This is a genomic window from Dethiosulfatibacter aminovorans DSM 17477 (assembly GCF_900142005.1).
In the GTDB taxonomy this organism is placed as follows: domain Bacteria; phylum Bacillota; class Clostridia; order Tissierellales; family Dethiosulfatibacteraceae; genus Dethiosulfatibacter; species Dethiosulfatibacter aminovorans.
Map to the genome: position 1 here is coordinate 70843 of NZ_FQZL01000009.1, position 23438 is coordinate 94280.

Below are 23438 nucleotides of genomic sequence, written 5' to 3' on the forward strand. Positions count from 1 at the left end.
AAAGAAATACTTGTTGACAAACATTATCATTTAGGGTATCATACTTGTAAGAAGATTAATGGAGATGATTCTATGACTAAACTATCAAATTTAAAACCGGGACAATCAGGAATAATAAAGAACATAAACCTTGATGGAAGCGCAAGAAGAAGAATCATGCAGTTGGGGATAACTGAAGGTGAAAGCATAAGAGTGGAAAAGTATGCACCGTTGGGAGACCCGCTGGAAATCTCTATTAGAGGATATAACCTATGCTTTAGGAAATCTGAAGCGGAGAAAATAATTCTGGTATAGAAGGTGGCTGAGCCGCCTTTTTTTTATTAATCAATCGGAATGATTATCTTATCTCTAGAATATTTATCATTGGAGGAAAAGCAACATGATTAAATCTGCTGTTCTTACTGGAAACCCGAATTGCGGAAAGACTACAATATTCAACACCTTGACAGGAAGCTCACAGTATGTGGGAAACTGGCCTGGTGTTACTGTGGAAAGAAAAACCGGAAAACTAAAAAGAAAAAATATGGATATAGATATTGTGGATTTACCAGGAATTTATTCCATAAATCCATATTCGTTGGAAGAAAGGGTCGCCGAGGAGTATATAAGAACCGGCGAATCGGATGTTATTATAAATGTAATCGATGCAACTTCAATAGAAAGAAGTCTTTTTCTGACACTTCAACTTATCGAAACAGGTAAACCTGTGATTTCAGTCCTTAACATGATGGATGTCATAGAAAAGGAAGGAACGGTAATTGATGTCGGCGGACTTGAAAAAGAACTTGGCGTCAGGATTATTCCCGTTTCAGCCAAGAGAAACAAGGGGATGGAAGACCTCATAGGAGGGCTGGAATCCGTCAAGGAGCTAGACAACTCTGCGAAGTTTGAAAAATATTTGAAGAAAGTAAATGATATGAAGGAAAGTGATGAATTTACAGATGACAATATTTCTTCATACAGATACAAATACATTAAGGACCTTGTTGGGAATCATATAGTACCTGGGAGCAACCGGTCAAAGGCTTCCAGAAAAATCGACAATGTATTGACCCACAAGTACTTTGGAATACCAATATTTTTATTGATAATGTGGACAATATACAATCTTTCAATCAACACTGTGGGAGCATATTCACAAGGGGCAGGTGAAAGGTTTCTGAGTTTTATATCCATAAAGCTTGAAGGGTTTCTGGTTTCGGCAGAAGCTAATGAATATATAATAGCTCTTGTTATTGAAGGGATATTAAGCGGTGTGGGTTCTGTACTTTTATTCCTTCCCCAGATAGTGGTGCTTTTCTTTTTCATTGCGCTGCTTGAAGACAGTGGATATATGTCGAGGGTTTCATTCATTCTGGACAGGGTATTCAGAAGGATAGGGCTTACGGGAAAATCGTTCATACCAATGTTTGTAGGTTCGGGATGTTCCGTTCCGGGCATAATGGCCGCCAGGATGCTTGACAGCGACAGGGAGAGGAAAATGACAATCGTACTCACTCCCTTCATATCGTGCGGAGCCAAGATGCCCATATATATAATGTTTGCAGTAGCTTTCTTTCCTGAAAACACCCACTGGATAATAATGGGTATGTATGGCATTGGGGTACTGGCCGTCATGCTGTCAGGATTGTTTTTAAAAAGATTTGTATTCAAGGGTTATAACGAGATATTTATTCTTGAACTGCCTGACTACAGGGCTCCGGTTATTAAAAATGTAATGAGACAGGTGTGGTCTAGAAGTAAATCCTTTGTAACAAAGGCAGGGACAATAATATTTGCCGGATCCGTAGTCATATGGTTCCTTCAGAGCTTCACTCCGACAATGGAGTTGACCGGAAACCCCGGGGGAAGTTTTCTTGGAATAATAGGAACCTTTATGGCTCCATTGTTCAAGCCTCTTGGTTTTTCAGACTGGAAGACATCTGTTGCTTTTTTAACCGGTTTTGTAGCGAAGGAAATGGTGGTAGCAACTCTTGCGGTATTGAGCGGTGCCTCGGAGCATGGAGGTTTTGCACTTCTTGAAGCCATAAGAATGTCATTTACTCCTCTATCGGCATTCTCATTCATGGTTTTCATAGCTCTTGCAGCACCTTGTATTGGAGCAATAGCAGCAGCAAAAAGAGAGTTGAATTCCTGGAAATGGACTGGATTTGCTATTATGTACCAGACAAGCGTTGCATATATAATGGCCTTTTTGGTATATAATATCGGGAATGTGTTCTGGGGGTGATGATTTGATAAACTATATAATTGGAGCTGTAGTTATTATACCGACAATCTATATACTTTACAGTCAGATAAAAAGGGTAAGAAGCGGCAAGTGTTCGGTAAGTGAAAACTGCAACAGTTGTGCTTACAAAGAGTCGTGCAGTGATGATGAAGATGAGGACTTATAGGTAAATTCAAACATAATGAAATTCTCAGGATATCAAACCCTGAGAATTTTTTATTATACTATTGTTTTTTCTCGTCTGTTGAAATAAGATCCACTTCAAGTTTATCAAACTCCACAAATTCAACGAAATCGTCTGAAGAAAAGGTGGCCCTTTTGAATGTTCTTAGTTCGTTGTCATGTTGCATAAGCCACAGAGGAGTGCTTAAATCAAGCTGATAACAGATTTTTTCAACGGATCTTTTGAATTTTTCCTTTGGTGATTCAGTAGATGTATCTATTATATCAATTGATTCCAGGATTTTATTGTTTTTAATGACTTTTCCCCATACTTTAAACATAAACAGCCTCCAAATGTTAGTATCAGCTTAAGAAAGTTGAAAATAAGTAATCCCTTGAAATGTTGGCATTACATAGTCAAGGATACTTTCCTTCGCACCTAGATAAATACATACGTATTTAACGCATCAAAGATGCTTTCTTGATAAGATAATATCAGAAATAATATACATGTCAATACCCTACTTGGTTTTGTATTTACAATGTCTACTTGGTTTTGTGTTTCCAAAGCCGTTGGAAGTTTCGCATGCATAACACCAGTTCATCTTGTGTGTTTATTCCAATTTCCCTAAAAAATAAAAAATGGAATAATAAATAGATGGTATTTTTATTTTAAAAAAGAATATGGTATAATTATTATAAGAAAGAGAAAGGCGGTGCATTATGAAATATAATATTGTAATATTACAAAGTAATGAAATACCGAAACTTAAGCCCATTCTGGATAGTTATGTTGCTGAAAACAATATCAACTCAGAGATCAAGGAAGTTGAGACACTGGAAAGTGTTGAAAAACTCTTCGAAGAAAAGGTTCCTGATCTGGTATTTTTAAGCAATGAATTTACAGCTATTGACACAGCAAGAAAAATCAAGGCGCTAAATGGTGGGACTGCAGTTATTTTTGTTTCTACGAATCCAGACATTAAGATCGGCAAGTATGATGATGTGCTGGACGGGATAATCTACAAACCTTTGAAAGAAGAAGCTATGAACGAAACGTTGAACAAGTCTTTTGAAAAGATGAAGAAAAATCTGAAGCTTTTCATGTTCAAATATAATAATGAAATGCATATTATTCCTTACAGGGACATATTGTTCTTTGAAAAGAGATTATTGAAAATCAAGCTGTATACCAGAAAGGGAGAATATATGATAAAGGAAAGCATGAGAAACTTGCTTTCAAATCTTGATAGTAAAAATTTTGCCAGATGTCACAGCAGTTATATAATAAATCTCAAGAATATTGACACATTGGACAGGGATGGGTGCAGGGTTGCAAACAGTGACAAGACACTTCCGATTGGCAGAAAATACAGGGATAGACTTGTTAAGAGATTCGATTGATTAAGTGGTAATTATCAGAAAACATTGATTTGATAATAAAAATATAGTATAATATTTGATATAATTTCTAAAAGGGGGGTAATTGTATCGAAATAACTCAACCGGTTTTGTAATGAAGCTGGTTTTATTTTATTCAAGGGGGAAATATATGTTAAAAAATGTAAGAAGAACCGAAGTAAGGAAAATTCTTGATTTAAACATGGAAAATGGAAAATGGGAAAATTTGAATTTGGACAAAACTGAAACGACTGAGGAAATCAGTGCGGACAAGCTTTTGCATGATGAAAGCATGCAGTATCTTATTACAAGCTATATTGGAATGCCTTATGAAAATGTGCCGCTTATGTATCCTATGAAAATGGATAAGGTGCAAGGCGAAAACAATGTTTTCATAAAAAAATTGAGCAATATTTTTGAAAGCGTCAGATACTATAAAAACAAGTCAGATTCTACAATCTTATCTCTTAACAACCTTAAGGATAATATTTCAAGAGAATTTGATTCCATGATGGAACTTGGAAACGTTGATAATTTTCTGATAGATTTTTTTAAGATAGGTTTTCAGAAAAGAAGTTTTTCTCAGAAAATCAATGAAGAAGTTGAAGTTTTCGAATATGTCCTTATGGGGGATACAGAGCAGTGTGACTGCGTCAATTTGATAAATTATATCAATGACCATATGTATAATACTGACAACAATTATTTCTACCTGCCTCTTGAAGGTTGGAAAATAGATGAATTCAGGGATAATGGATACTTCAACAATCTTAGTATGCACTATGATAAGATTTTTATTTGTGGTTCAGGGGAAGAATGGACAAGCAGCTCTGCGATTTTTGTTCAGTAGCAACATGTTGTTGACAAATGACAATAACAGGGATACCATATATGAATACACAAAGGATAACATTACTATACGGGAGGGTCTTATGAAAATAGCGGTAGCGAGCAGCAACAACAGTGTGGCTCAACATTTTGGACATTGTGAAGGATTTTATGTATTTGAAGAAGAAAATGGTAAAGTAATAGACACTAAGTTTTATGAGAATCCTGGACACAAACCTGGATTTTTGCCTAGATTTTTGGCTGAACTGGGAGCAACTACAATAATAGCCGGTGGAATGGGCGGTGCAGCCGTTGATTTGTTCAACGGAAACAATATTGAAGTTGTTGTAGGAGCAAGAGGTGATGTCGAAGGAATCGTCAAAGAATATCTTGACGGGAATCTTAAGTCGACAGGAAGCATCTGCAGGGAACATGAAAACAGCGGGGAGTGCGGAGAGCACTAAATATTACACCATCAGCAAAATAATATATTGAGTATTTCACAAAAGGACTGCTGCATGATATGATTTATCTTGTAGCGGTTTTTTTATAGGCTAATGTGCATAACCGATTGAAGTATGATCCTTTAAAAGGATTTTTATTATAAGAGGAGAATCAAATGAAAGACATTAAAGTAGGAATAGTAGGCGGAGGGGCATCCGGCATGATTGCAGCTGTTGCAGCTGCCAGGAATGGAGCTGAGGTAGTAATAATAGAAAGAATGGACAGGGTAGGAAAGAAACTTCTGGCTACTGGAAATGGAAGATGCAATTATACAAATATTTTTGTGTCCCCAGACAGATACCATAGTGCGAATTTGGATATAGCTTTGGAAATCATCAACAGCTTCTCCACTTATGATGCTCAGGATTTTTTCAGAGGGATAGGCATAGAACCTTATACGGATGAAACCGGGAAGGTGTTTCCAATGAGTTTACAGGCATCTAGTGTTGTAGATGTATTGAGGGACGAGTATACAAGATTTGGCGCTGTTGAAAGATGCAGTGAAAATGTTTTAAAGATAGAAAAGAAAAAAAATGGATTCAAAGTAGAAACAGACAGGGAGATTTCAACCTTTGACAGGGTTATTGTTGCAGCAGGAGGAAAAGTAGGGGCCAAATTCGGGTCTGATGGTTCCGGACTTGAGATTCTTGAGAAAAAAGGATACAAGTCCAATGAAACTTATCCTGCCCTTGTAAAAGTCAAGAGTGATTTTCCATATCTCAAGAGTTTGAAGGGATTCAAGATAAATTGCAATTTGAGTCTTTTTAGTGGCAGTGATTGTCTGGAAAGTGACTTTGGGGAGGTGCTTTTTGCGGACTATGGCATTTCCGGTCCTCCCGTACTGCAGCTTAGCGGACGAGCAGTCAAGGAAATCAAATCAGGAAAAAAAGTGCATTTCGAGCTTGATTTTTTTTCTGAAATGAACAAGCTTCAGATGTACGAACTTCTTGAGAACCGATTTCTGACATTGAGACACAAGTCCATAAGAGACAGTTTTATTGGGCTTGTTCATAAAAGATTCATAATTCCTCTTTTGAAAGAATCAAATATTGATGATTTCAATCAGAAATGTACAAAAATAAACAAGAAGAAGATTTATGAAATAATCGGGAATTTGAAGTCTCTGAAAATAAATGTGTTGGATTACCATTCATGGAACGAAGCACAGGTTACCGGAGGGGGGATAATCCTTGAATCAATCAATGCTGACACTATGGAATCCAAAGATGAAAAGGGATTGTACATCACGGGAGAAATACTGGATCTTTATGGTGATTGCGGAGGGTTCAATTTGCATTGGGCATGGGCTACAGGAATAAGAGCGGGAAATCATGCTTCATCTTCGAGTTTTTCAGCTTAAGAAAGTTAGAATATGCAAAAACCAGTGAAGCATTGGTTTTATGCTTCAAGGTAAACTTTCTACGCGTCTTAACAAAGACTTACGTCATTGACGCTGTCAAGCTGCTTTCTTGCTTGAAAATTCAATAAATAGGTGATACAATAAAAATTGCAGGAATTTTCTGCTTTTTTTAGTGGACAAGAAAATTTATCCGTAAATTAAGGTAATATAAAGCAATCAATGAAATAATATGGAATTAATGCATATTGCATAAAAATATTAGGTTAGAAAGTACATTAGTGCGGGATAATCTTTACTGAAGGTGAAAAAATGAAAAAAATGTTTGAGAAGCTTTTTGGTTCTTATTCATCAAGGGAATTGAAAAGGATAGAACCGATAATCGAAGAAATTGAAAGTCTTGAAACTGAAATGGCAGGGCTTACTGATGAAGATCTGAAGAACAAGACAGTTGAATTTAAGAAAAGACTTGACGAAGGATCAACCCTTGACGATATTCTACCGGAAGCATATGCCGTTGTAAGGGAAGCATCCTCCAGGGTTCTTGGAATGAAGCACTACAGAGTTCAGCTTATAGGTGGCATAATACTGCACCAGGGACGAATCGCAGAGATGAAAACAGGAGAAGGTAAGACTCTTGTCGCCACACTTCCTGTTTACCTCAATGCTCTTGCAGGCAAGGGTGTTCATGTAATAACCGTAAACGACTACCTGGCACAGAGAGACCGGGACTGGATGGGAAAACTGTATAATTTCATGGGACTGTCTGTTGGATGTATTGTGAATGGTCTTGACAACGATCAGAGAAGAAAACAGTACAACTCAGACATTACTTATGGTACAAATAATGAATTCGGATTTGACTACCTTCGCGACAACATGGTTGTAAGAAGGGAAAACATGGTTCAGGGAGAACTCAACTATTGTATCATAGACGAGGTTGACAGTATTTTGGTAGACGAGGCAAGAACTCCTCTCATTATTTCAGGAGTGGGAGACAAGTCAACTGATCTGTATCTCAGGGCAAACAGCTTTGTACAGACCCTGAAGGGCAGAAAAAAGGATCCTGATGAGAATATAAGCAAGATGGATCTCATGATGGGAAACATGAAGGAAGAAACTGTTGACTTTGTTGTGGATGAGAAAGGGAAAAGCGTACTGCTCACTGAAAAAGGTATTACTAAGGCAGAGCAGTATTTCAATATAGAAAACCTGGCAGATGAGGAAAATATGGAGCTTACTCATCATATAAACCAGGCCCTTAAGGCGCACAATATAATGGTGGCCGATATCGACTATATAGTAAGAGACGGAGAAGTCATGATAGTTGATGAATTCACGGGAAGACTGATGCAGGGAAGAAGATTCTCCAAAGGCCTGCACCAGGCAATAGAGGCTAAGGAAAGACTGGATGTGAAAAGGGAGTCGAAGACTCTTGCAACCATTACATATCAGAACTATTTCAGAATGTATACTAAGCTTTCCGGCATGACAGGTACGGCAAAGACTGAAGAACAGGAATTCAGGGAAATCTACAATGTAGATGTAATTGAAATACCTACAAACAGGCCTGTTGTCAGAGCAGATGATGCAGATGTTATCTACAAGACTGAAGCTGCCAAATTCAATGCTGTAATAGAAGAAATAATAGAAAGAAACAAGAAGGGGCAGCCTGTCCTTGTCGGCACAATTTCAATTGAAAAATCAGAGCTTCTCAGCAGGATGCTGAAGAAGAGGAATATTACACATAATGTCCTCAATGCCAAGAATCATGAAAAGGAAGCGGAAATAGTTGCCCAGGCAGGACGCTTCGGCAGTGTTACTATAGCCACAAACATGGCTGGAAGAGGTACTGACATAGTTCTTGGAGGAAATCCCGAGTTTACAGCAAGAAACAAAATAAAGGCCAAGTTCCCTGAGGAAATCGCAATGAGAGCCGATGGATACGATGAAACCGACGACGAGGAGGTTTTGAAGGCAAGGGAACTGTACAGGGAGTTAAAGAAAAAAGATGAAGCCGAAATGCTTGAGGAAAACAAGAAAGTCCTTGAGGCGGGAGGTCTTTGTATAATTGGCACTGAAAGACACGAATCAAGGCGGATAGACAATCAGTTAAGAGGTCGTGCGGGAAGACAGGGGGACCCGGGGTCTTCAAAATTCTATATATCCCTTGACGATGACTTGATGAGACTTTTTGCCGGTGACAAGGTAAAGGTACTGGTAGACACATTGAAGCTGCCTGATGACGAACCTCTTCAGCACAGCATGCTGTCAAAGTCAATTGAAACAGCCCAGGGAAGGGTGGAAGGACGTAACTTCAATATAAGAAAGCATGTTCTCCAGTATGACAATGTAATGAACAAGCAGAGAGAGGTCATATATTCAGAAAGAAGAAAGGTTCTTATGGGTGAAGATCTTAAAGACCATATCATGACCATGGTTAAAGAGCAGATAAGTCTTGGAATGGGTGAGTTTACAGCTGAAAAATACCCTGAGAACTGGGATATCAATGGATATGAAGGCTATTTGAGCGAAATGTTTGGAGCCAATATCAAGTTGAAAATTGATGATGTTGAAAGTCTTACAACCGATAAGATGAACGAATTGTCAATGACCCTTGCCCAGAAACTTTATGCTGCCAAGGAAAGGGAATTTGGAGAAGAAAGATTCAGGGAAGTAGAGAGGGTTGTACTGCTTAAGACTGTAGATACAAAATGGATGGACCATATAGATGCAATGGATCAGCTGAGGCAGGGAGTTGCTCTCAGAGCCATGGGAAATGAAGATCCTGTCAGGGCATACCAGAATGAAGGCTTTGACATGTTCCAGGAACTCATTGGAATGATTCAGGAGGATACTGTCAAGTATCTGTACAGAGTCAGGTCACAGGAAAAAATGGAAAGGCAAAAAGTTGCCAAGGAGACCGGAACAAACCTGAACGGCAATGGAGCAAAACCCAAAACAGTAGTTAAAGGCAGGAAAATTGGCAGAAACGAGCCATGTCCTTGTGGGAGCGGCAAGAAGTACAAGAGGTGCTGCGGCAAGGATGCATAAGGAATCGGATTTGGTATAAAAATTTACTTAAAGGAAGTGATTGAATGATAGATTTGTATGAATACAAAGAGAAACTTAAGCTTTTTACAAAAACTATAGAAGAGGTAGGTGTTTCACTTTGACTTGTCAGGTCTGGAAAAGAGAAAATCTGACTATGAGAAGGAAATGCAAAAAGCAGGTTTCTGGGACGATTTAGCAAGGGCTCAGAAAGTTTCAGCTGATCTTAAGAATATACAGAACAAGCTCTCTACATATTATGGAATCAGGGATAAGGTGGAAGAAATCGAACTTATGCTGCAGCTTATCGAGGAAGAAGAGGATGAAGGATATATTTCCGAGCTGAAATCCCTTGAAAGGGAAACCGGTGATGAAATAGAAAAGTTCAGAATTACAACTCTATTAAGCGGTGAATATGATAGAAATAATGCAATACTGACCATACACGCAGGGGCAGGAGGTACAGAAGCACAGGACTGGGCAGAGATGCTCATGAGAATGTATACAAGGTGGGCTGAGAAGTCACAGTTCAAGGTTCAAGTGCTTGACATTCTTTCCGATACTGAAGCGGGAATCAAGAGTGTAACACTTCTTATACAGGGAGAATATGCATATGGATATCTCAAGTCTGAAAAGGGAGTCCACAGACTTGTAAGAATTTCTCCATTTGATTCTTCAAACAGAAGACATACATCTTTTGCATCTGCAGACATCATGCCTGAACTGGATGATGATATTGAAATAGACATCAATCCTGCAGATCTTAAGATAGATACCTTCAGGTCAAGCGGAGCCGGTGGTCAGCATGTAAATACCACCGATTCAGCTGTAAGGATAACCCATGTTCCAACAGGTGTAGTGGTGTCCTGCCAGAATGAAAGGTCACAGCACAAGAACAAGGCTACTGCCATGAAGATGCTTATGGCCAAACTTGTAGAAATCAAGGAGACGGAAAACAAGGAGAAAATCGAGGACATACAGGGCAACTACAACCAGATTGCCTGGGGAAGCCAGATAAGATCTTATGTTTTTCATCCATACAACCTTGTGAAGGATCATAGGACCAATGCTGAAAAGGGAAATATTCAGGCAGTAATGGATGGAGATCTGGATTTGTTCATGAATGAATATTTGAAGATGAAAAGTATAAATAACAAACAGGAGAGCTAAAATGGATATTATAAAAAAACTGTGTGAAGAATTCAACTTGAAGGAATTCCAAGTAAAAAACACTGTGGACCTAATAGATGAGGGTAATACAATTCCTTTCATCGCCAGATATAGAAAAGAAAAGACAGGATCATTGGATGATGTTGTTTTAAGGAATCTTGATGAAAGACTTACCTATATAAGAAATCTCGAGGAAAGAAAAAATGAGGTGGTAAGACTCATTGAGGAACAGGGTAAGCTCACTGAAGAGCTTAAAAAAGACATACTTGATGCAGAGGTTCTCCAAAGGGTGGAAGACCTTTACAGACCATACAAGCAGAAGAAGAAAACACGTGCGACCATAGCCAAAGCCAAAGGGCTTGAACCTTTGGCGGAGATCATAAGGCAACAGGAAGTTGTGGAAGGTACTGCAGAAGAACTTGCCCAGCCATATATAAGTGAAGAAGTCAAAACTGTGAAAGACGCCCTCAATGGTGCCATGGATATAATAGCAGAGGCTGTGTCGGATGATGCCGAATACAGGGAACAAATCCGTGATATTTTCTTGAAAGAGGGGTCGATTTCAACAACTGCCGTGAATGAGGAAGAAAGTACTGTATACGACATGTACTACAAGTTCACAGAGGAGATTTCAAAGATTGCAAATCACAGAATACTTGCAATAAACAGGGGAGAAAAGGAAAAGATATTAAAGGTCAGCATGACTACTCCTGACGAAAAGATAGTGAATTATTTGAAAGACAAGATTGTCAGGAATGAGGATGCAGTTACAGATGAATATCTTAACAATGCCATAGAAGATTCATACAAGAGGCTTATTACACCTTCGGTGACAAGGGAGATAAGAAACATCCTAACTGAAAAGGCTGAGGAGGAAGCAATAAAAGTGTTTTCGAAAAATACAAAAAACCTTCTCTTGGTGCCTCCTGTAAAGGATTCAGTCGTTTTGGCAATCGACCCTTCCTTCAGGACGGGATGCAAGCTTACAGTGCTTGACGAAACAGGGAAGGTATTGGAGTATGATACAATATATCCAAACGAACCTCAAAACAAGGTAAAGGAATCAAAGGCACGAATAAACGAGCTCATAGACCAATATGCCGTTGAAGTAATAAGCATAGGGAACGGTACTGCATCAAGGGAGACTGAAATGCTGGTGGCTGACATATTGCAGGAATCCGGCAAAAATGTTTCGTATACAATAGTAAGCGAGGCGGGAGCTTCCGTTTATTCGGCTTCAAAGCTGGCAACCGAGGAATATCCGGATATAGATGTTTCCATCAGGGGAGCAATATCCATAGGAAGAAGACTCCAGGATCCTCTTGCTGAACTTGTAAAGATAGATCCAAAGAGTATAGGAGTAGGCCAGTATCAGCATGACGTCAACCAGACAAAGCTTGGCAAGGCCCTTGATGGAGTAGTAGAGGACTGCGTAAACAGTGTTGGAGTTGACCTGAATACTGCATCTTATTCTCTGCTTCAATATGTAGCCGGCGTAAACAAATCAGTAGCCAAGAATATAGTTGCATACAGGGAAGAGAATGGAAAATTCCACAGCAGAAACGACCTTAAAAATGTTAAGAGACTTGGAGACAAGGTATACGAGCAATGTGGAGGATTTTTGAGAATCAGTGACGGGGACAACTATTTGGACAAGACGGCGGTCCATCCTGAATCATATGATATAGCGAAGAAACTGCTTGTAAGACTTGGATATGATTTTGAACATTTGGGAAAATTGAAGCTTACAGACTTCAATGAAAGAATATTGTCCATACCTGTAAAGGAAAAGCAGGCCAGTATTGAAATCAAAGGTGGAGGAAGGATGAAAAGCCTTCAGGACCTTGCAAGGTTGAAGGTCAACAAAAAGAAAAAGCCAACAAAGGAAAGGCTAAAAGACAGATACAAGGTTCTTGCAGAAGAACTTGAAGTCGGTCTTCCCACACTTATTGATATCATTGAAGAGCTTAAAAAGCCGGGAAGGGATCCGCGTGATGAAATGCCTAAGCCTATTTTCAGAAATGACGTTCTCAAAATGGAAGATTTAAAGCCGGACATGATAGTTACCGGTACAGTAAGAAATGTTGTAGATTTTGGAGCATTTGTGGATATTGGTGTAAAACAGGACGGACTTATCCATGTTTCGGAAATGAGCGACAAGTATATCAAGTCGCCAATGGAAGTGGTTCAGGTAGGCGATACTGTTTCTGCCAGAATACTTGATGTGGATAAAAAGAGAAACAGAATATCACTGACATTGAAAAAGAACAAGAAGAAGTAATTAAAAATCCCGCAGATTAATCTGCGGGATTTTTTTAGATTTTCAGTTATTCCTTGAATGAATACTTTTCCGATTTCAGTTGAAATATTTCTTGTGCGCCATCTGTAAGGATTATTTCATTGTCCTTTGTAATGAAAATTGCATCGGTATTTTCCTTAGCTTCAATAAATTCAAGACCTTTTTCAAGACCCATGAGGAGTACTGAGGTTGAAAGTGCATCTCCATCAAAAGAATTTTCCGTTATGATGGATACGCTCTTTATATTGCTATCCACGGGGTAGCCGGTATAGGGATTCAGGATATGATGATATTTCACACCGTCCTCAATGAAATACCTTTCATAGTCTCCGGAAGTCACAATGGAAAGGTTCCTTCCTTCCACTATTCCCATATAGCCGCCTGTTGGTTCATCGGGGTCCTGTATTCCAACCTTGAAGTTGCTTCCATCAGGTTTTGACCCTATGAGCAGCACGTTGCCTCCAAGGTTTAAAATAGCGCTGTCTACTCCGAGTTCCTTTGCTTTTTCAGCTGCCTTGTCTGCTATATAGCCCTTGGCTATGGCACCAAGATTTGCATACATTCCTTTACCCTCAATATAAACAGTGGATTCATCATGGTTTATAACAATCTTTTCATAACCGATAAGTTCCAGAGCGGCTTTTATTTCTTCATGAGAGGGGACTCTTTGCTCTTCAGTCCCTATAGCCCACAATGATATGAGGGGGGCAGCGGTAATATCGAAAAGACCTCCTGACAGATTTGAGTATTCTACTGATTTTTCAAATATTGCAAGAGTATCATTTGATACAGCAACAGGTTTTATGCCTGCATTATCTCGTATGAGTGCCAGTTCGCTTCCTTCTTCATGTATGCTGAGTTTATCTTCGAGTTCTGAGATGGTATTGAATATTTCATCAATTGCAGAGTCGTCGTCAGTGCCGTAGAGAGTGAGGGTGATTACCGTATCCAGCATGAATTCACTTTTAGATACCTTTAAATCATCGCTTTTTGAATCGCTGATAGTGCATCCCCACAAGACGAGTGCAAGAATCAGTATTGATGTGATACTGAGTAGTTTTTTCATCAATTAAGTCTCCTTTTGTAATATCTGTAGCAGCTATGGAGATTATACTATTTTAGGACTTGATCTTCAATACAAAATAAAATTTTAACAATGCAAACAATTTTATTGAAAAACATTCTCAAATGTGTTATTATAGCATTGAATTTTTATCCCCTTCAAACATACCAATCTTTATAATTCTCATAGGAGTGATTTAATGCACAATTTAATACATGTCCTGCTTCTGGGACTATGGCTGGTTTTTGCCGAAAGATTTTCCATTGAAGTTTTGCTTGTTGGAATTTTCGGAGTTATTTTGGTTGCCCTGATTAACAAAAAGCTTGTTGAAAAAATACGATTAAGTATAGGATTGAAGAGTATACCATATTTTTTCGAATATCTTTTCATTCTTTTGTATGAAATTATCAAGGCGAATATTCATGTTGCCATGCTTGTTCTTTCACCAAAACCAAAACTGTCACCGTCATTTGTAAAACACAGAATAAGTCTGAAGTCGGATCTTCACAGAACAATCCTGGCAAATTCCATCACATTGACCCCTGGAACCTTGACAGTTTCAATGGAAGATGATGAAATGCTCATACATTGCCTTACAGAGGAATTCGGCAAGTCTATTGAAGAAACAAGGTTTGAAAAGATTCTAATGAAACTGGAGGAACTTTATTATGATTAGTCTTCTGAATTTCACCATATTGATTCTATCGACAACAATATTCCTTTGCGTATATAGAGCAATCAAGGGACCTACAATATCGGACAGGATTATAGCAATCAATCTTGTTGGAACCAAGGTCATATCAATAATAATAATTGTGTCCTTTATTTTTCATGAAAGTTATTTCATTGACGTTGCACTGGTTTATGCACTGATCAGCTTTTCCGCTTCAATAATAATATCAAAAACCATAAAGGAGCAGTGATATGGCAAGAAATATAATAACAGGCTTGTTCCTGCTTTCAGGAATCTTTTTCTTTCTGGTTGGAACAATAGGAATATTGAGATTCCCGGATATTTATACCAGAGCACACAGTAGCGCAAAATGCGACACACTTGGAACGGTGTTCACTCTTCTTGGCCTCTGTATTTACAACGGTCTTGATGCAGTCACATTAAAAATCATAGTGGTTATCGGCTTCATATGGATTACTTCACCAACGGCAACCCATATTATAACCAAGGCACACTATGAAAAAGAAAGAGAGGACAATTAATGGAACTTTTCAGTATAATAATGTTAATATCCTTGATTGTATTTTCAATATCAATATCTGTGATAAAGGACCTTCTATCCACAATCATAGTGTTTATGGTCTACAGCTTGATTATGGCTGTTCTGTGGCAGCAGCTTAATGCTCCCGACCTGGCAATAACAGAAGCAGCTGTAGGTGCGGGAATCACTACATTCCTGTTTATAGCGGCTTTGAAGAAAATAAAAGGAGAGAAAAAATGAGACTTGCAAGTGCGATAGCCATAGCAGTTCTTCTGATAGCGCTTCTTCTGTCAGGTGTAAGTGAACTGCCTCCTTTTGGCAACCCATACAATCCGGACAACAATGAATTGAGCCACTCATATCTTGAAAGAACAACTGAAGAAACAGGAGCGCTCAACATAGTAACGGCAATAGTACTTGATTACAGGGCACTTGATACTTTCATGGAAGCGTCGGTGCTGTTTACAGGAGCATTGATCATACTTTTGCTCTTCAAGAAAGCAGCTTAGTATTTATAAAGAGGTGAAATATGAAATACAAAGATACAATACTTGTAGAAGTATGCAGGCTAATGATACCCATTATCCAGCTTTTTTCCATATACATCATATTCCATGGACATCTTTCTCCTGGAGGAGGATTTGCCGGAGGGGCAATACTTGGCTGCTCCTTCATAATAATGCATCTGGTATTTGGGAAAACATATACCAGAAATCTCATAAACAAAAATGTAATCATGAAAGGAATGAGCATTCCACTTGTCCTTTATGGACTGTTGAAGGGATACAGTTTTCTTTCCTATGATTTGCATCTGCCAAAGATACCATCAGGAACTCCTGGCAACATATTCAGTGCAGGACTGATACTTCCATTGAACATAATTGTCGGAATAGTTGTGTCGCTGATGATGTATTTTGTATTTTCGTTATTTTTGGATGGAGAGGTATGATATGACAGGATTACTGATAAACTATTATGAAACTGCAGCAATAGTACTATTCGGAGTGGGCTTCACGACTCTGATGTTTCACAACAACCTTATTAGGAAGATAATAGGTTTGAATATAATGGATACTGCCATATTCCTTTTTTTCATAGCAAAAGGATATATCGAAGGAGGAGAAGCGCCAATAATAAGGAACGGATTCAAGGGCGTCCTTCACTATGTAAATCCCGTCCCAACGGCACTAATGCTTACGGGCATAGTAGTTGCAGTAACAACAACTGCATTTGCTCTTGGTCTGACAGTAAAGCTCAATGAAAAATACGGAACAATAGACTTGGAAAAAATAATGGAAATGAGAGGAAATAAAAATGACAAATAGCTTTCCCCTGATAAACATACTGGTTTTAATGATAACTTCATTTACAGCCCCCTTGATAAGAGACTATAAAAAGACTTCATTACTTATACTTTCAACAAGCATACTACTGGTTGCCTCAACTGGTATGACCCTTGTGAAAACAATCAGTAATGGATACTATATCCTCAATATAGGACACCCGGATACCTTCCTTGGAATACAGTTCCACATAGGGAATGCGGAAGCTCTGATTTCTTTTGTTTTTGCAATAATAACTCTGATGACTGTAATATACTCCAATTCGTGCATAATGGATGAAATTGAAGAAAACAGGATAGGTCTGTTTTACACACTGGTGAACATACTGGTTGCATCTCTTCTTGGAGTCGTATATTCCAATGACCTTTTCAATTCTTATGTATTTATTGAAGTGTCCACCTTGTCAGCATGCGGGCTTATTGTAATAAAGGACAAAAAGGAAAACATTAAAGCTACAATCAAGTATCTCGTAATGAGTTCAATAGGTTCAGGACTAGTGCTTATGGCAATAGCATATCTGTACTCCATATCAGGGCATCTCAATATGTCTCTTATAAGTGGAGTCATAGCTAATAACCATATGGACTATAAGAACTCCATCCTTATAATACTGACCCTTTTCACGGTAGGTCTTGGAGTAAAAAGTGCACTGTTTCCTCTCCATGGATGGCTTCCGGATGCCCATTCATCAGCTCCGGCTCCATCAAGCGCCCTGCTTTCGTCCATGGTAATAAAGGTGTATATCTTTATGCTCATAAAGATGATATTCAGGATGTTTACCTTGGAAATTGTAGAGAATACAATCATAATGGATGTCATTCTTCTATTGGGATCCTGTGGAATGATTTTCGGTTCTGTAATGGCAATAAATCAAAAAGAGCTGAAAAGAATGATTGCATATTCCAGTATTGCCCAGGTCGGCTATATAGCCTTTGGACTTGGCATCGGAAGTGTAGCTGGAATGACTATAGCTGTTTATCATATTATAGGCCATGCCCTTACAAAATCCGGGTTGTTTCTTCTTTCGGGGCTTATGATAAAGAAAAACAACAGCAAATATATTGAAGATCTGAAGGGGATAGGACGTGAAATGCCTTTTGCCCTGATCCTATTTGCACTGGCATCCTTCTCAATGGTTGGAATACCTGTATTTCCTGGCTTTATAAGCAAATGGTACCTGTCTTTGGCATGTATACAAATAAACAGGATACCTTTGATACTGATTATTCTTGCCAGCAGTCTGTTGAATCTCCTTTACTATTTTCCAATAGTAATCAATGGATTCTTCGGACAGAACAACCTGGAAGGCAAGATATACAATTCGAAGAAGATAGAAACCGCCAAGATAGCGCCTGTAGCAGTTCTTATTATCCTAATGACTTTGACAGGACTGTTCTCAAGCACCATACTTGAAATGATTTCCAAGAGCTTTATTTAGGAGGTATTGATGAAGCTATTAATCTTGACACCAATAATTTTTCCCATCTTAAGTGGGATTTATATTAGATTTTCAGATGAAAAAAAAATAAACAAAACCCTTATAGCATCTGCATTCATCAATTTCTTTCTGACCTTGATCTGTGTATTTTTAATAAAGGATGAAAAGCTCACTATCCTGAGATTCAGTGAAATAATCAATCTATATTTTCTTCCTGATATTTTGGGTAAGATATTTGCAGTTCTTGTATCAACCCTTTGGATATTTACAACCTTCTACTCCATAGATTACATGAGTCATGAAAAAAAGCTTAGAAGCTATTCAATGTTTTTCATGATGACACAGGGAATTACTCTTTCCATAGCTTTTTCGGGAAACCTGATTACCTTGTATCTCTTCTATGAGCTGCTGACGCTGGTAACCTTTCCGTTGGTTATTCAGACAGGGACAGACAGAGCATTGCAGATTGGAAAGAAATATATTATCTATTCATTCGTTGGAGCAACCTTTGTTCTTTTCGGCTTGATACTTCTTTACAGTCAGACCGGAACGCTGGACTTCAAGCCTGGTGGAATAGTTGGAAATATTAAAAATATAGATGCAAGCTATTATCTAATGGTATATCTGCTGCTGTTTGTGGGACTTGGGGTAAAGGCTGCACTTGTACCCTTTCACGCATGGCTTCCAGCAGCAATGGTGGCACCTACTCCCGTGAGCGCCCTTCTTCATGCAGTTGCAGTTGTAAAATCAGGAATATTTTCTCTCATGAGGATGACATACTATGTACTTGGATGGGAACTTATTGAGAATATAGGAGGAAACAGGTATACTCAAATACTGGTCCTTGTTTCAATACTGATGGGATCCTTTCTTGCCATGGGGCGGAAGAATCTCAAGAAAAGACTGGCCTATTCAACCATAAGCCAACTGGGATATATAATGCTGGGTCTGGTGGTGTTTGACGAAAGTTCATTCACTGGCGGCATATTACATATGCTTTTCCATGCTACAACAAAGATAACACTGTTCTTTTGCGTAGGAGCAATAATGCACTACGAAAATAAAACGGAACTGGAGGAAATACAGGGAATAGGGAAAAGGATGCCTGTAACAATGACATGTTTTGCAATTTCGTCAATTTGTCTTATAGGAATTCCTCCGACGAACGGCTTTGTAAGCAAGTGGCATCTGGCCATTGGGGGACTGGAAAGAGGAAATTTCATAGTTCCGGTCATGCTTCTTCTAAGTGCTCTCTTGACTGCCGGTTATCTGATACCTATCATAAGCAGCGCTTTTTTCAGAGGTGCGCCCTCGGCTGAAATTGAAATAAAAGAACCTGGCAATTTTATGCTTGTGCCTATAGTGATTCTGACAGCTATAAACGTAATAGCTGGAATTATGCCTAATCTTCTGATAAATATCATAGACCAGGCTTCTAAATTATTGTTCTAAAGGAGATATCCATGGAAAAACTCTTGCTTTTCATACTGCTCTTCCCATTCATTGGAAGTGTGGTTACGTCTGTTCTGGGCTATAGGAACAACAACATAAGAAACTTTTTAAACATAGTAATAACCCTCATTAACCTGATAGTGATAATATATATGTATCCCATGGTAATAGAGGCTCCCGTTGAATATACAATTCCATATGTCATGGGTACGGGACTTCACCTAAAGATGGATATATTCAGATACATGTTTGTTTTTATTACAGCTTTTGTCTGGTTCATCATCAATGTATATTCGAGCCAGTATCTTATCAATTATATTCACAGGAACAGGTATTATCTGTTTTTCATGATAACATATGCAAGCACCATAGGTGTGTTCATTTCGGAAAATCTAGTGAATCTCTTCACTTTTTTTGAAATCATGTCCATGGCATCTTATCCTCTCATCATCCACGATGAAGATGAGGAAGCTCACAAAGCCGGAGCCACGTACATGGGTATGGCGATAGCCGGTGGTTTGATACTTCTTATGGGAATATTCATACTGTATTCTCATACAAAATCGCTGGACATCGACTATATAGGTCGTGTATTGCCTAACATGGGAGCCATTAAATATCTTATAAGCGCACTCATGATAATTGGATTCGGAGTAAAGGCCGGTATGGTACCGCTCCATATATGGTTGCCGAAGGCTCATCCAGCAGCACCTACTCCTGCAAGTGCCGTTCTTTCCGGTATACTGGTAAAGACGGGTATCTTTGGAATAATCATTACCAGCATATTTCTTATGGATGGAAACAAATATATTTCCTATGCCTTGATATTTTCTGGCCTTGTCAACATGTTCATGGGAGGATATCTGGCGCTGTTCCAGATTAATATAAAGAAGACACTTGCATACAGCTCCATGAGTCAACTGGGATATATAATAATGGGTGTAGGCCTTATGGGAGCAATGGGAGAACATAATGCCATTGCTGTATTCGGCACGCTCTTCCACATATTCAACCATGCCATATTCAAGGTGATGTTGTTCATGGGTGTGGGTATAATATACATGATTACACACAAGCTTAATATAAACGAAATATATGGATTTGGTACCTTCAAGCCGATACTTAAACTTACATTCTTCACAGGCTTCTGTGCGATAATCGGCTTGCCCGGATTCAACGGCTTCACAAGCAAGACAATAATCCATCATGCACTTGCTGAGGCCCTTCATCATTCGAGCCCTGTTCTGGCTTATGGAGCAGAATTCGTTTTTTATCTAAGCAGTGCCTTTACTACTGCATACCTTTTGAAGCTGTACATATCACTTTTTGTTGAAAACAACAGCAGATACTATGCATCTTACAGCAGATACATAAACAGAAGAGCCTTGTTTCCAATGGTAATATCGGCTGCATTGATTTTTGTCATAGGAATAAAGCCAGACTTGTTTTTTGACTATTTCGGAGATATCTACAAGGTTTTCGGCATTCATATGGAGGAAATGGAACACTTCCATTATTTTACATTTGGAAATATTCTATCGTCATTCATTACTATAGGATTGGGAATAGCAATCTATACCAGATTTATTCTTAAAAAGCTGGTTGTACCTGTGAAAGGTAGAAGAAGGCCGGATTTTGTCAATCCTACAACAGAATGGTTTTCGATTGAGAAAAACATATACTTGCCTGTGCTGACGGTTACATACAGAGTATTCAATACAGTATTGAAGGGTCTTGACGATATTCTTCTGTATTCTGTGAAAGGAATAGGAAAAACGGCAAAATACTTGTCGAACATTGAATTTATGGAGGAGTATTCACCAACAAAACGAATGGAGATAATTTGGACGTCACTTAGAAGCAAATCAGCTGAAACGGTAGAAGGAGCAGGGGAGTCAATAAAGCACAATATAAGCGGCAATATAGATGCAATATCCAAGGATATCAAATCAATACAGAATAATGTCAATGGTAACATGACCACATTATCTAAGGATATAAAATCAATCCAGGACAAGTTCAACAGTATAACTTATTCCATCTATCTAGTGGGAGGTTTCCTGGTGATCGTTATGCTCTTTGTCATCATTTTCAGGATGTAATTCAATTAAATCAAAAAAATAAAAAACTGATGTTCAACTATGACATCAGTTTTTTGCAGTTTTGGAGCACGCCCAATAAATAGAATATGGCTGCGGTTATAAACCGTTTTTGTTACCTCTTCCAGCACCTCTGCCGGCACCTCTTCCCAATCCTGCTCTGTTCCTGTTTTTTTCCATGCAGCACGGGGTTGTACAGGCATCCTTGTCAAATTCACACAGTTTGTAGTCTCCACCTTCTATTTTGAAGGCTTTCCCGTTTACTATGCTGTCCGCAAGCTTTCTTTTTACCTCTTCATACATTCTTTGAATGGTTGATCTGGCTACTTCCATTCTTTCTGCACATTCTTCCTGATTCAGTCCTTCCAAATCAATCAACCTTATAACTTCATATTCATCAATGGTTATTACAACCAATTCGGATTCAGTTATTGGTTTTCCTGCCGGCTTGAATAATATTGTTTCCGGCAGTTCGCATACTCTTCTTCTTTTTCTAGGTCTTGGCATTATATCACCTCTTCCTTAATACCTATAGAAAGTCCATTGTATTTATATCCACTTGAAGCATGTGAGCATATTGACTGTAAACTTTCTTGCATGACTTAATAATTGCTTTATTGTCTATAACATTATATTAGAAAAAGAAGGATGAGACAAGTCATCCTTCTAAAATTTATTCACTTTTTTCCATCAGATCTTCAATTTCAGCAAGTCTTCTTTTCAGCATTTCCTTTTCTTCCTTGAGAATAGCTTGTCTATCCACCGGCTGATAATACCTTCTGCCGATACCAGGTCTATATCCTCTTCCCATTCCTCTGCCAAGACCTCTGCCACAACCTCTTCTTCCAAGGCCGTATCCACCGTAATAGCCTGAAGGTGTTGAAATACCTTCCTTGCTTGTACAGTTCCCCAGTCCTCTTCCAGTTGATGGTCCCAATCCTTCAGGGCCTGTTCCATCTCTATATGGCATTTTTAATCCTCCTTCCAATTGGGTATATGTTCCTTACAACTTAAGTATACCACATTTGTGGCATATGTCAATAACTTCGCGAAAAGTTTTTTGTATCCGGATCAAGAATGTCTTTTGAATTGTTAAATAATTGTTATTATTACCCGTTTTATTGTAAATGATTTTTCACTATAGTATAATTGTCTTAAATTGGGGAGGTTTGCCTAGAAAAAAATAATTGGAAATTTGGAACAATAATTAATTATAATCGTCTATATTAACAAATGGGGTGGATATTTTGAATGATGCAGAGATTTTATTGATTAAAATGAGTCAGAAAGGGGACATTGATTCATTTGAAACTCTTATCAAGGATTACAAGAAGGTAGCATACAATATTGCATTGAAATACTTAAGGAACAAAGAGGATGCTGAAGATGTCTCTCAGGAGTCTTTGATTAAGGTGTTCAAAAATATTGGAAAATTCAATATGAATTCATCCTTCAAGACATGGATGTACAGAATCGTTGTCAATACATGCTTGGATTTTAAGAGGAAAAAGAAGGAAAATACAGTTTCTGTCGACCAGCCACTTCATTCAGGGTATGATGAATTCTACATGGAATTGGAAGATGAAAAATCTTCTCCTGAAAATATTGTAGACAAAAAGCTTACATCTGAAATGGTAATGGAAGCAATAGAAAAACTGGATGATGACTTCAAGACTGTGATTATTCTGCGGGATATCAATGATTTCAGTTATGATGAAATTTCAAGGATATTGTCCTGCAATATAGGAACCGTCAAATCAAGAATTAGCAGAGGGCGACAAAAACTGAAGGAAATACTTGAAGAGAACGTGAATGATTATAATTAAT

25 protein-coding genes are annotated in these 23438 nt (G+C 38.4%); 21 read left to right on the forward strand and 4 right to left on the reverse strand.

Annotation, left to right across the window (positions count from 1 at the left end; all coding sequences use genetic code 11):
- Positions 1-72: 72 nt before the first annotated feature.
- From BUB05_RS07535 to BUB05_RS18545, 3 genes are all read left to right on the forward strand, one after another.
- Positions 73-294: a FeoA family protein gene (locus tag BUB05_RS07535; RefSeq protein WP_073048985.1), complete on the forward strand. Its 222-nt coding sequence runs from the start codon at positions 73-75 to the stop codon at positions 292-294.
- A gap of 85 nt (positions 295-379) precedes the next feature.
- Entirely contained in the window at positions 380-2230 is a 1851-nt protein-coding gene (gene feoB, locus BUB05_RS07540; RefSeq protein WP_073048986.1) for a ferrous iron transport protein B, read from the forward strand.
- 4 nt (positions 2231-2234) lie between these two features.
- Positions 2235-2396, forward strand: coding sequence for a FeoB-associated Cys-rich membrane protein (locus tag BUB05_RS18545; protein ID WP_175548529.1), 162 nt, complete (start codon positions 2235-2237; stop codon positions 2394-2396).
- A gap of 58 nt (positions 2397-2454) precedes the next feature.
- Here the strand turns inward: BUB05_RS18545 and BUB05_RS07550 are convergent, their stop codons facing one another.
- Entirely contained in the window at positions 2455-2733 is a 279-nt protein-coding gene (locus tag BUB05_RS07550) for a hypothetical protein (protein ID WP_073048987.1), read from the reverse strand.
- Between the two features lie 382 nt (positions 2734-3115).
- Between BUB05_RS07550 and BUB05_RS07555 the strand changes: the two genes are divergently transcribed.
- The 7 genes from BUB05_RS07555 (at position 3116) to BUB05_RS07585 (ending at position 12984) form a co-directional block, all read left to right on the forward strand.
- On the forward strand, positions 3116-3796 hold the full coding sequence (locus BUB05_RS07555) for a LytR/AlgR family response regulator transcription factor (RefSeq protein WP_073048988.1): 681 nt from the start codon (positions 3116-3118) through the stop codon (positions 3794-3796).
- Between the two features lie 148 nt (positions 3797-3944).
- Positions 3945-4643, forward strand: coding sequence for a hypothetical protein (locus BUB05_RS07560; RefSeq protein WP_073048989.1), 699 nt, complete (start codon positions 3945-3947; stop codon positions 4641-4643).
- An 82-nt stretch (positions 4644-4725) separates the two neighbouring features.
- Positions 4726-5085 carry a NifB/NifX family molybdenum-iron cluster-binding protein gene (locus tag BUB05_RS07565; RefSeq protein WP_073048990.1) on the forward strand — a complete coding sequence of 120 codons (360 nt, stop codon included), beginning with the start codon at positions 4726-4728 and terminating at the stop codon, positions 5083-5085.
- Positions 5086-5240: 155 nt separating this feature from the next.
- On the forward strand, positions 5241-6485 hold the full coding sequence (locus BUB05_RS07570; protein WP_073048991.1) for an aminoacetone oxidase family FAD-binding enzyme: 1245 nt from the start codon (positions 5241-5243) through the stop codon (positions 6483-6485).
- 309 nt (positions 6486-6794) lie between these two features.
- Positions 6795-9536 carry a preprotein translocase subunit SecA gene (gene secA / locus BUB05_RS07575; RefSeq protein ID WP_073048992.1) on the forward strand — a complete coding sequence of 914 codons (2742 nt, stop codon included), beginning with the start codon at positions 6795-6797 and terminating at the stop codon, positions 9534-9536.
- Positions 9537-9580: 44 nt separating this feature from the next.
- A protein-coding gene (gene prfB / locus BUB05_RS07580) for a peptide chain release factor 2 (protein WP_217683719.1) occupies positions 9581-10703 on the forward strand; the annotation gives its coding sequence in 2 pieces (ribosomal slippage) (positions 9581-9655 and positions 9657-10703; 1122 coding nt in all).
- A gap of 1 nt (position 10704) precedes the next feature.
- Positions 10705-12984, forward strand: coding sequence for a Tex family protein (locus BUB05_RS07585; RefSeq protein WP_073048994.1), 2280 nt, complete (start codon positions 10705-10707; stop codon positions 12982-12984).
- Positions 12985-13030: 46 nt separating this feature from the next.
- Here the strand turns inward: BUB05_RS07585 and BUB05_RS07590 are convergent, their stop codons facing one another.
- Positions 13031-14068 carry an FAD:protein FMN transferase gene (locus tag BUB05_RS07590; RefSeq protein WP_073048995.1) on the reverse strand — a complete coding sequence of 346 codons (1038 nt, stop codon included), beginning with the start codon at positions 14066-14068 and terminating at the stop codon, positions 13031-13033.
- A 196-nt stretch (positions 14069-14264) separates the two neighbouring features.
- On the opposite strand from BUB05_RS07590, the gene BUB05_RS07595 reads away from it, so the two are divergent.
- From BUB05_RS07595 to BUB05_RS07640, 10 genes are read left to right on the forward strand one after another with little or no spacing between them, the layout of a single operon-like run.
- On the forward strand, positions 14265-14741 hold the full coding sequence (locus BUB05_RS07595; protein WP_094762783.1) for a Na+/H+ antiporter subunit E: 477 nt from the start codon (positions 14265-14267) through the stop codon (positions 14739-14741).
- Positions 14734-14988 carry an MrpF/PhaF family protein gene (locus tag BUB05_RS07600; RefSeq protein ID WP_073048996.1) on the forward strand — a complete coding sequence of 85 codons (255 nt, stop codon included), beginning with the start codon at positions 14734-14736 and terminating at the stop codon, positions 14986-14988. Before BUB05_RS07595 ends, BUB05_RS07600 begins: the two co-directional genes overlap by 8 nt.
- Position 14989: 1 nt before the next feature.
- Complete coding sequence (gene mnhG / locus BUB05_RS07605) at positions 14990-15280, forward strand: monovalent cation/H(+) antiporter subunit G (protein ID WP_073048997.1); 291 nt, start codon at positions 14990-14992, stop codon at positions 15278-15280.
- Positions 15280-15519, forward strand: coding sequence for a hydrogenase subunit MbhD domain-containing protein (locus tag BUB05_RS07610; RefSeq protein ID WP_073048998.1), 240 nt, complete (start codon positions 15280-15282; stop codon positions 15517-15519). Before mnhG ends, BUB05_RS07610 begins: the two co-directional genes overlap by 1 nt.
- Entirely contained in the window at positions 15516-15788 is a 273-nt protein-coding gene (mbhE, locus tag BUB05_RS07615; RefSeq protein ID WP_073048999.1) for a hydrogen gas-evolving membrane-bound hydrogenase subunit E, read from the forward strand. The genes BUB05_RS07610 and mbhE overlap by 4 nt, the downstream gene beginning before the upstream one ends.
- A 20-nt stretch (positions 15789-15808) precedes the next feature.
- Positions 15809-16228 carry an MnhB domain-containing protein gene (locus tag BUB05_RS07620; protein WP_073049000.1) on the forward strand — a complete coding sequence of 140 codons (420 nt, stop codon included), beginning with the start codon at positions 15809-15811 and terminating at the stop codon, positions 16226-16228.
- 1 nt (position 16229) lies between these two features.
- Entirely contained in the window at positions 16230-16604 is a 375-nt protein-coding gene (locus tag BUB05_RS07625; protein WP_073049001.1) for a sodium:proton antiporter, read from the forward strand.
- Entirely contained in the window at positions 16594-18060 is a 1467-nt protein-coding gene (locus tag BUB05_RS07630) for a complex I subunit 5 family protein (protein ID WP_073049002.1), read from the forward strand. The genes BUB05_RS07625 and BUB05_RS07630 overlap by 11 nt, the downstream gene beginning before the upstream one ends.
- 9 nt (positions 18061-18069) lie before the next feature.
- Positions 18070-19512, forward strand: a complete 1443-nt coding sequence (locus BUB05_RS07635; protein WP_073049003.1) for a proton-conducting transporter transmembrane domain-containing protein — start codon at positions 18070-18072, stop codon at positions 19510-19512.
- A gap of 11 nt (positions 19513-19523) precedes the next feature.
- The gene (locus BUB05_RS07640; protein WP_073049004.1) at positions 19524-21614 is read left to right on the forward strand and encodes a complex I subunit 5 family protein; all 2091 of its coding nucleotides are present in this window, start codon (positions 19524-19526) and stop codon (positions 21612-21614) included.
- A 96-nt stretch (positions 21615-21710) separates the two neighbouring features.
- Here the strand turns inward: BUB05_RS07640 and BUB05_RS07645 are convergent, their stop codons facing one another.
- Complete coding sequence (locus BUB05_RS07645; RefSeq protein ID WP_073049005.1) at positions 21711-22118, reverse strand: DUF134 domain-containing protein; 408 nt, start codon at positions 22116-22118, stop codon at positions 21711-21713.
- Between the two features lie 166 nt (positions 22119-22284).
- A complete protein-coding gene (locus BUB05_RS07650; RefSeq protein ID WP_073049006.1) occupies positions 22285-22581 on the reverse strand; it encodes a DUF5320 domain-containing protein in 297 nt (98 codons plus the stop codon).
- Positions 22582-22858: 277 nt separating this feature from the next.
- Here BUB05_RS07650 and BUB05_RS07655 point away from each other — a divergent pair, with 277 nt between their 5' ends.
- Entirely contained in the window at positions 22859-23437 is a 579-nt protein-coding gene (locus BUB05_RS07655; protein WP_073049007.1) for an RNA polymerase sigma factor, read from the forward strand.
- Position 23438 lies beyond the last annotated feature (1 nt).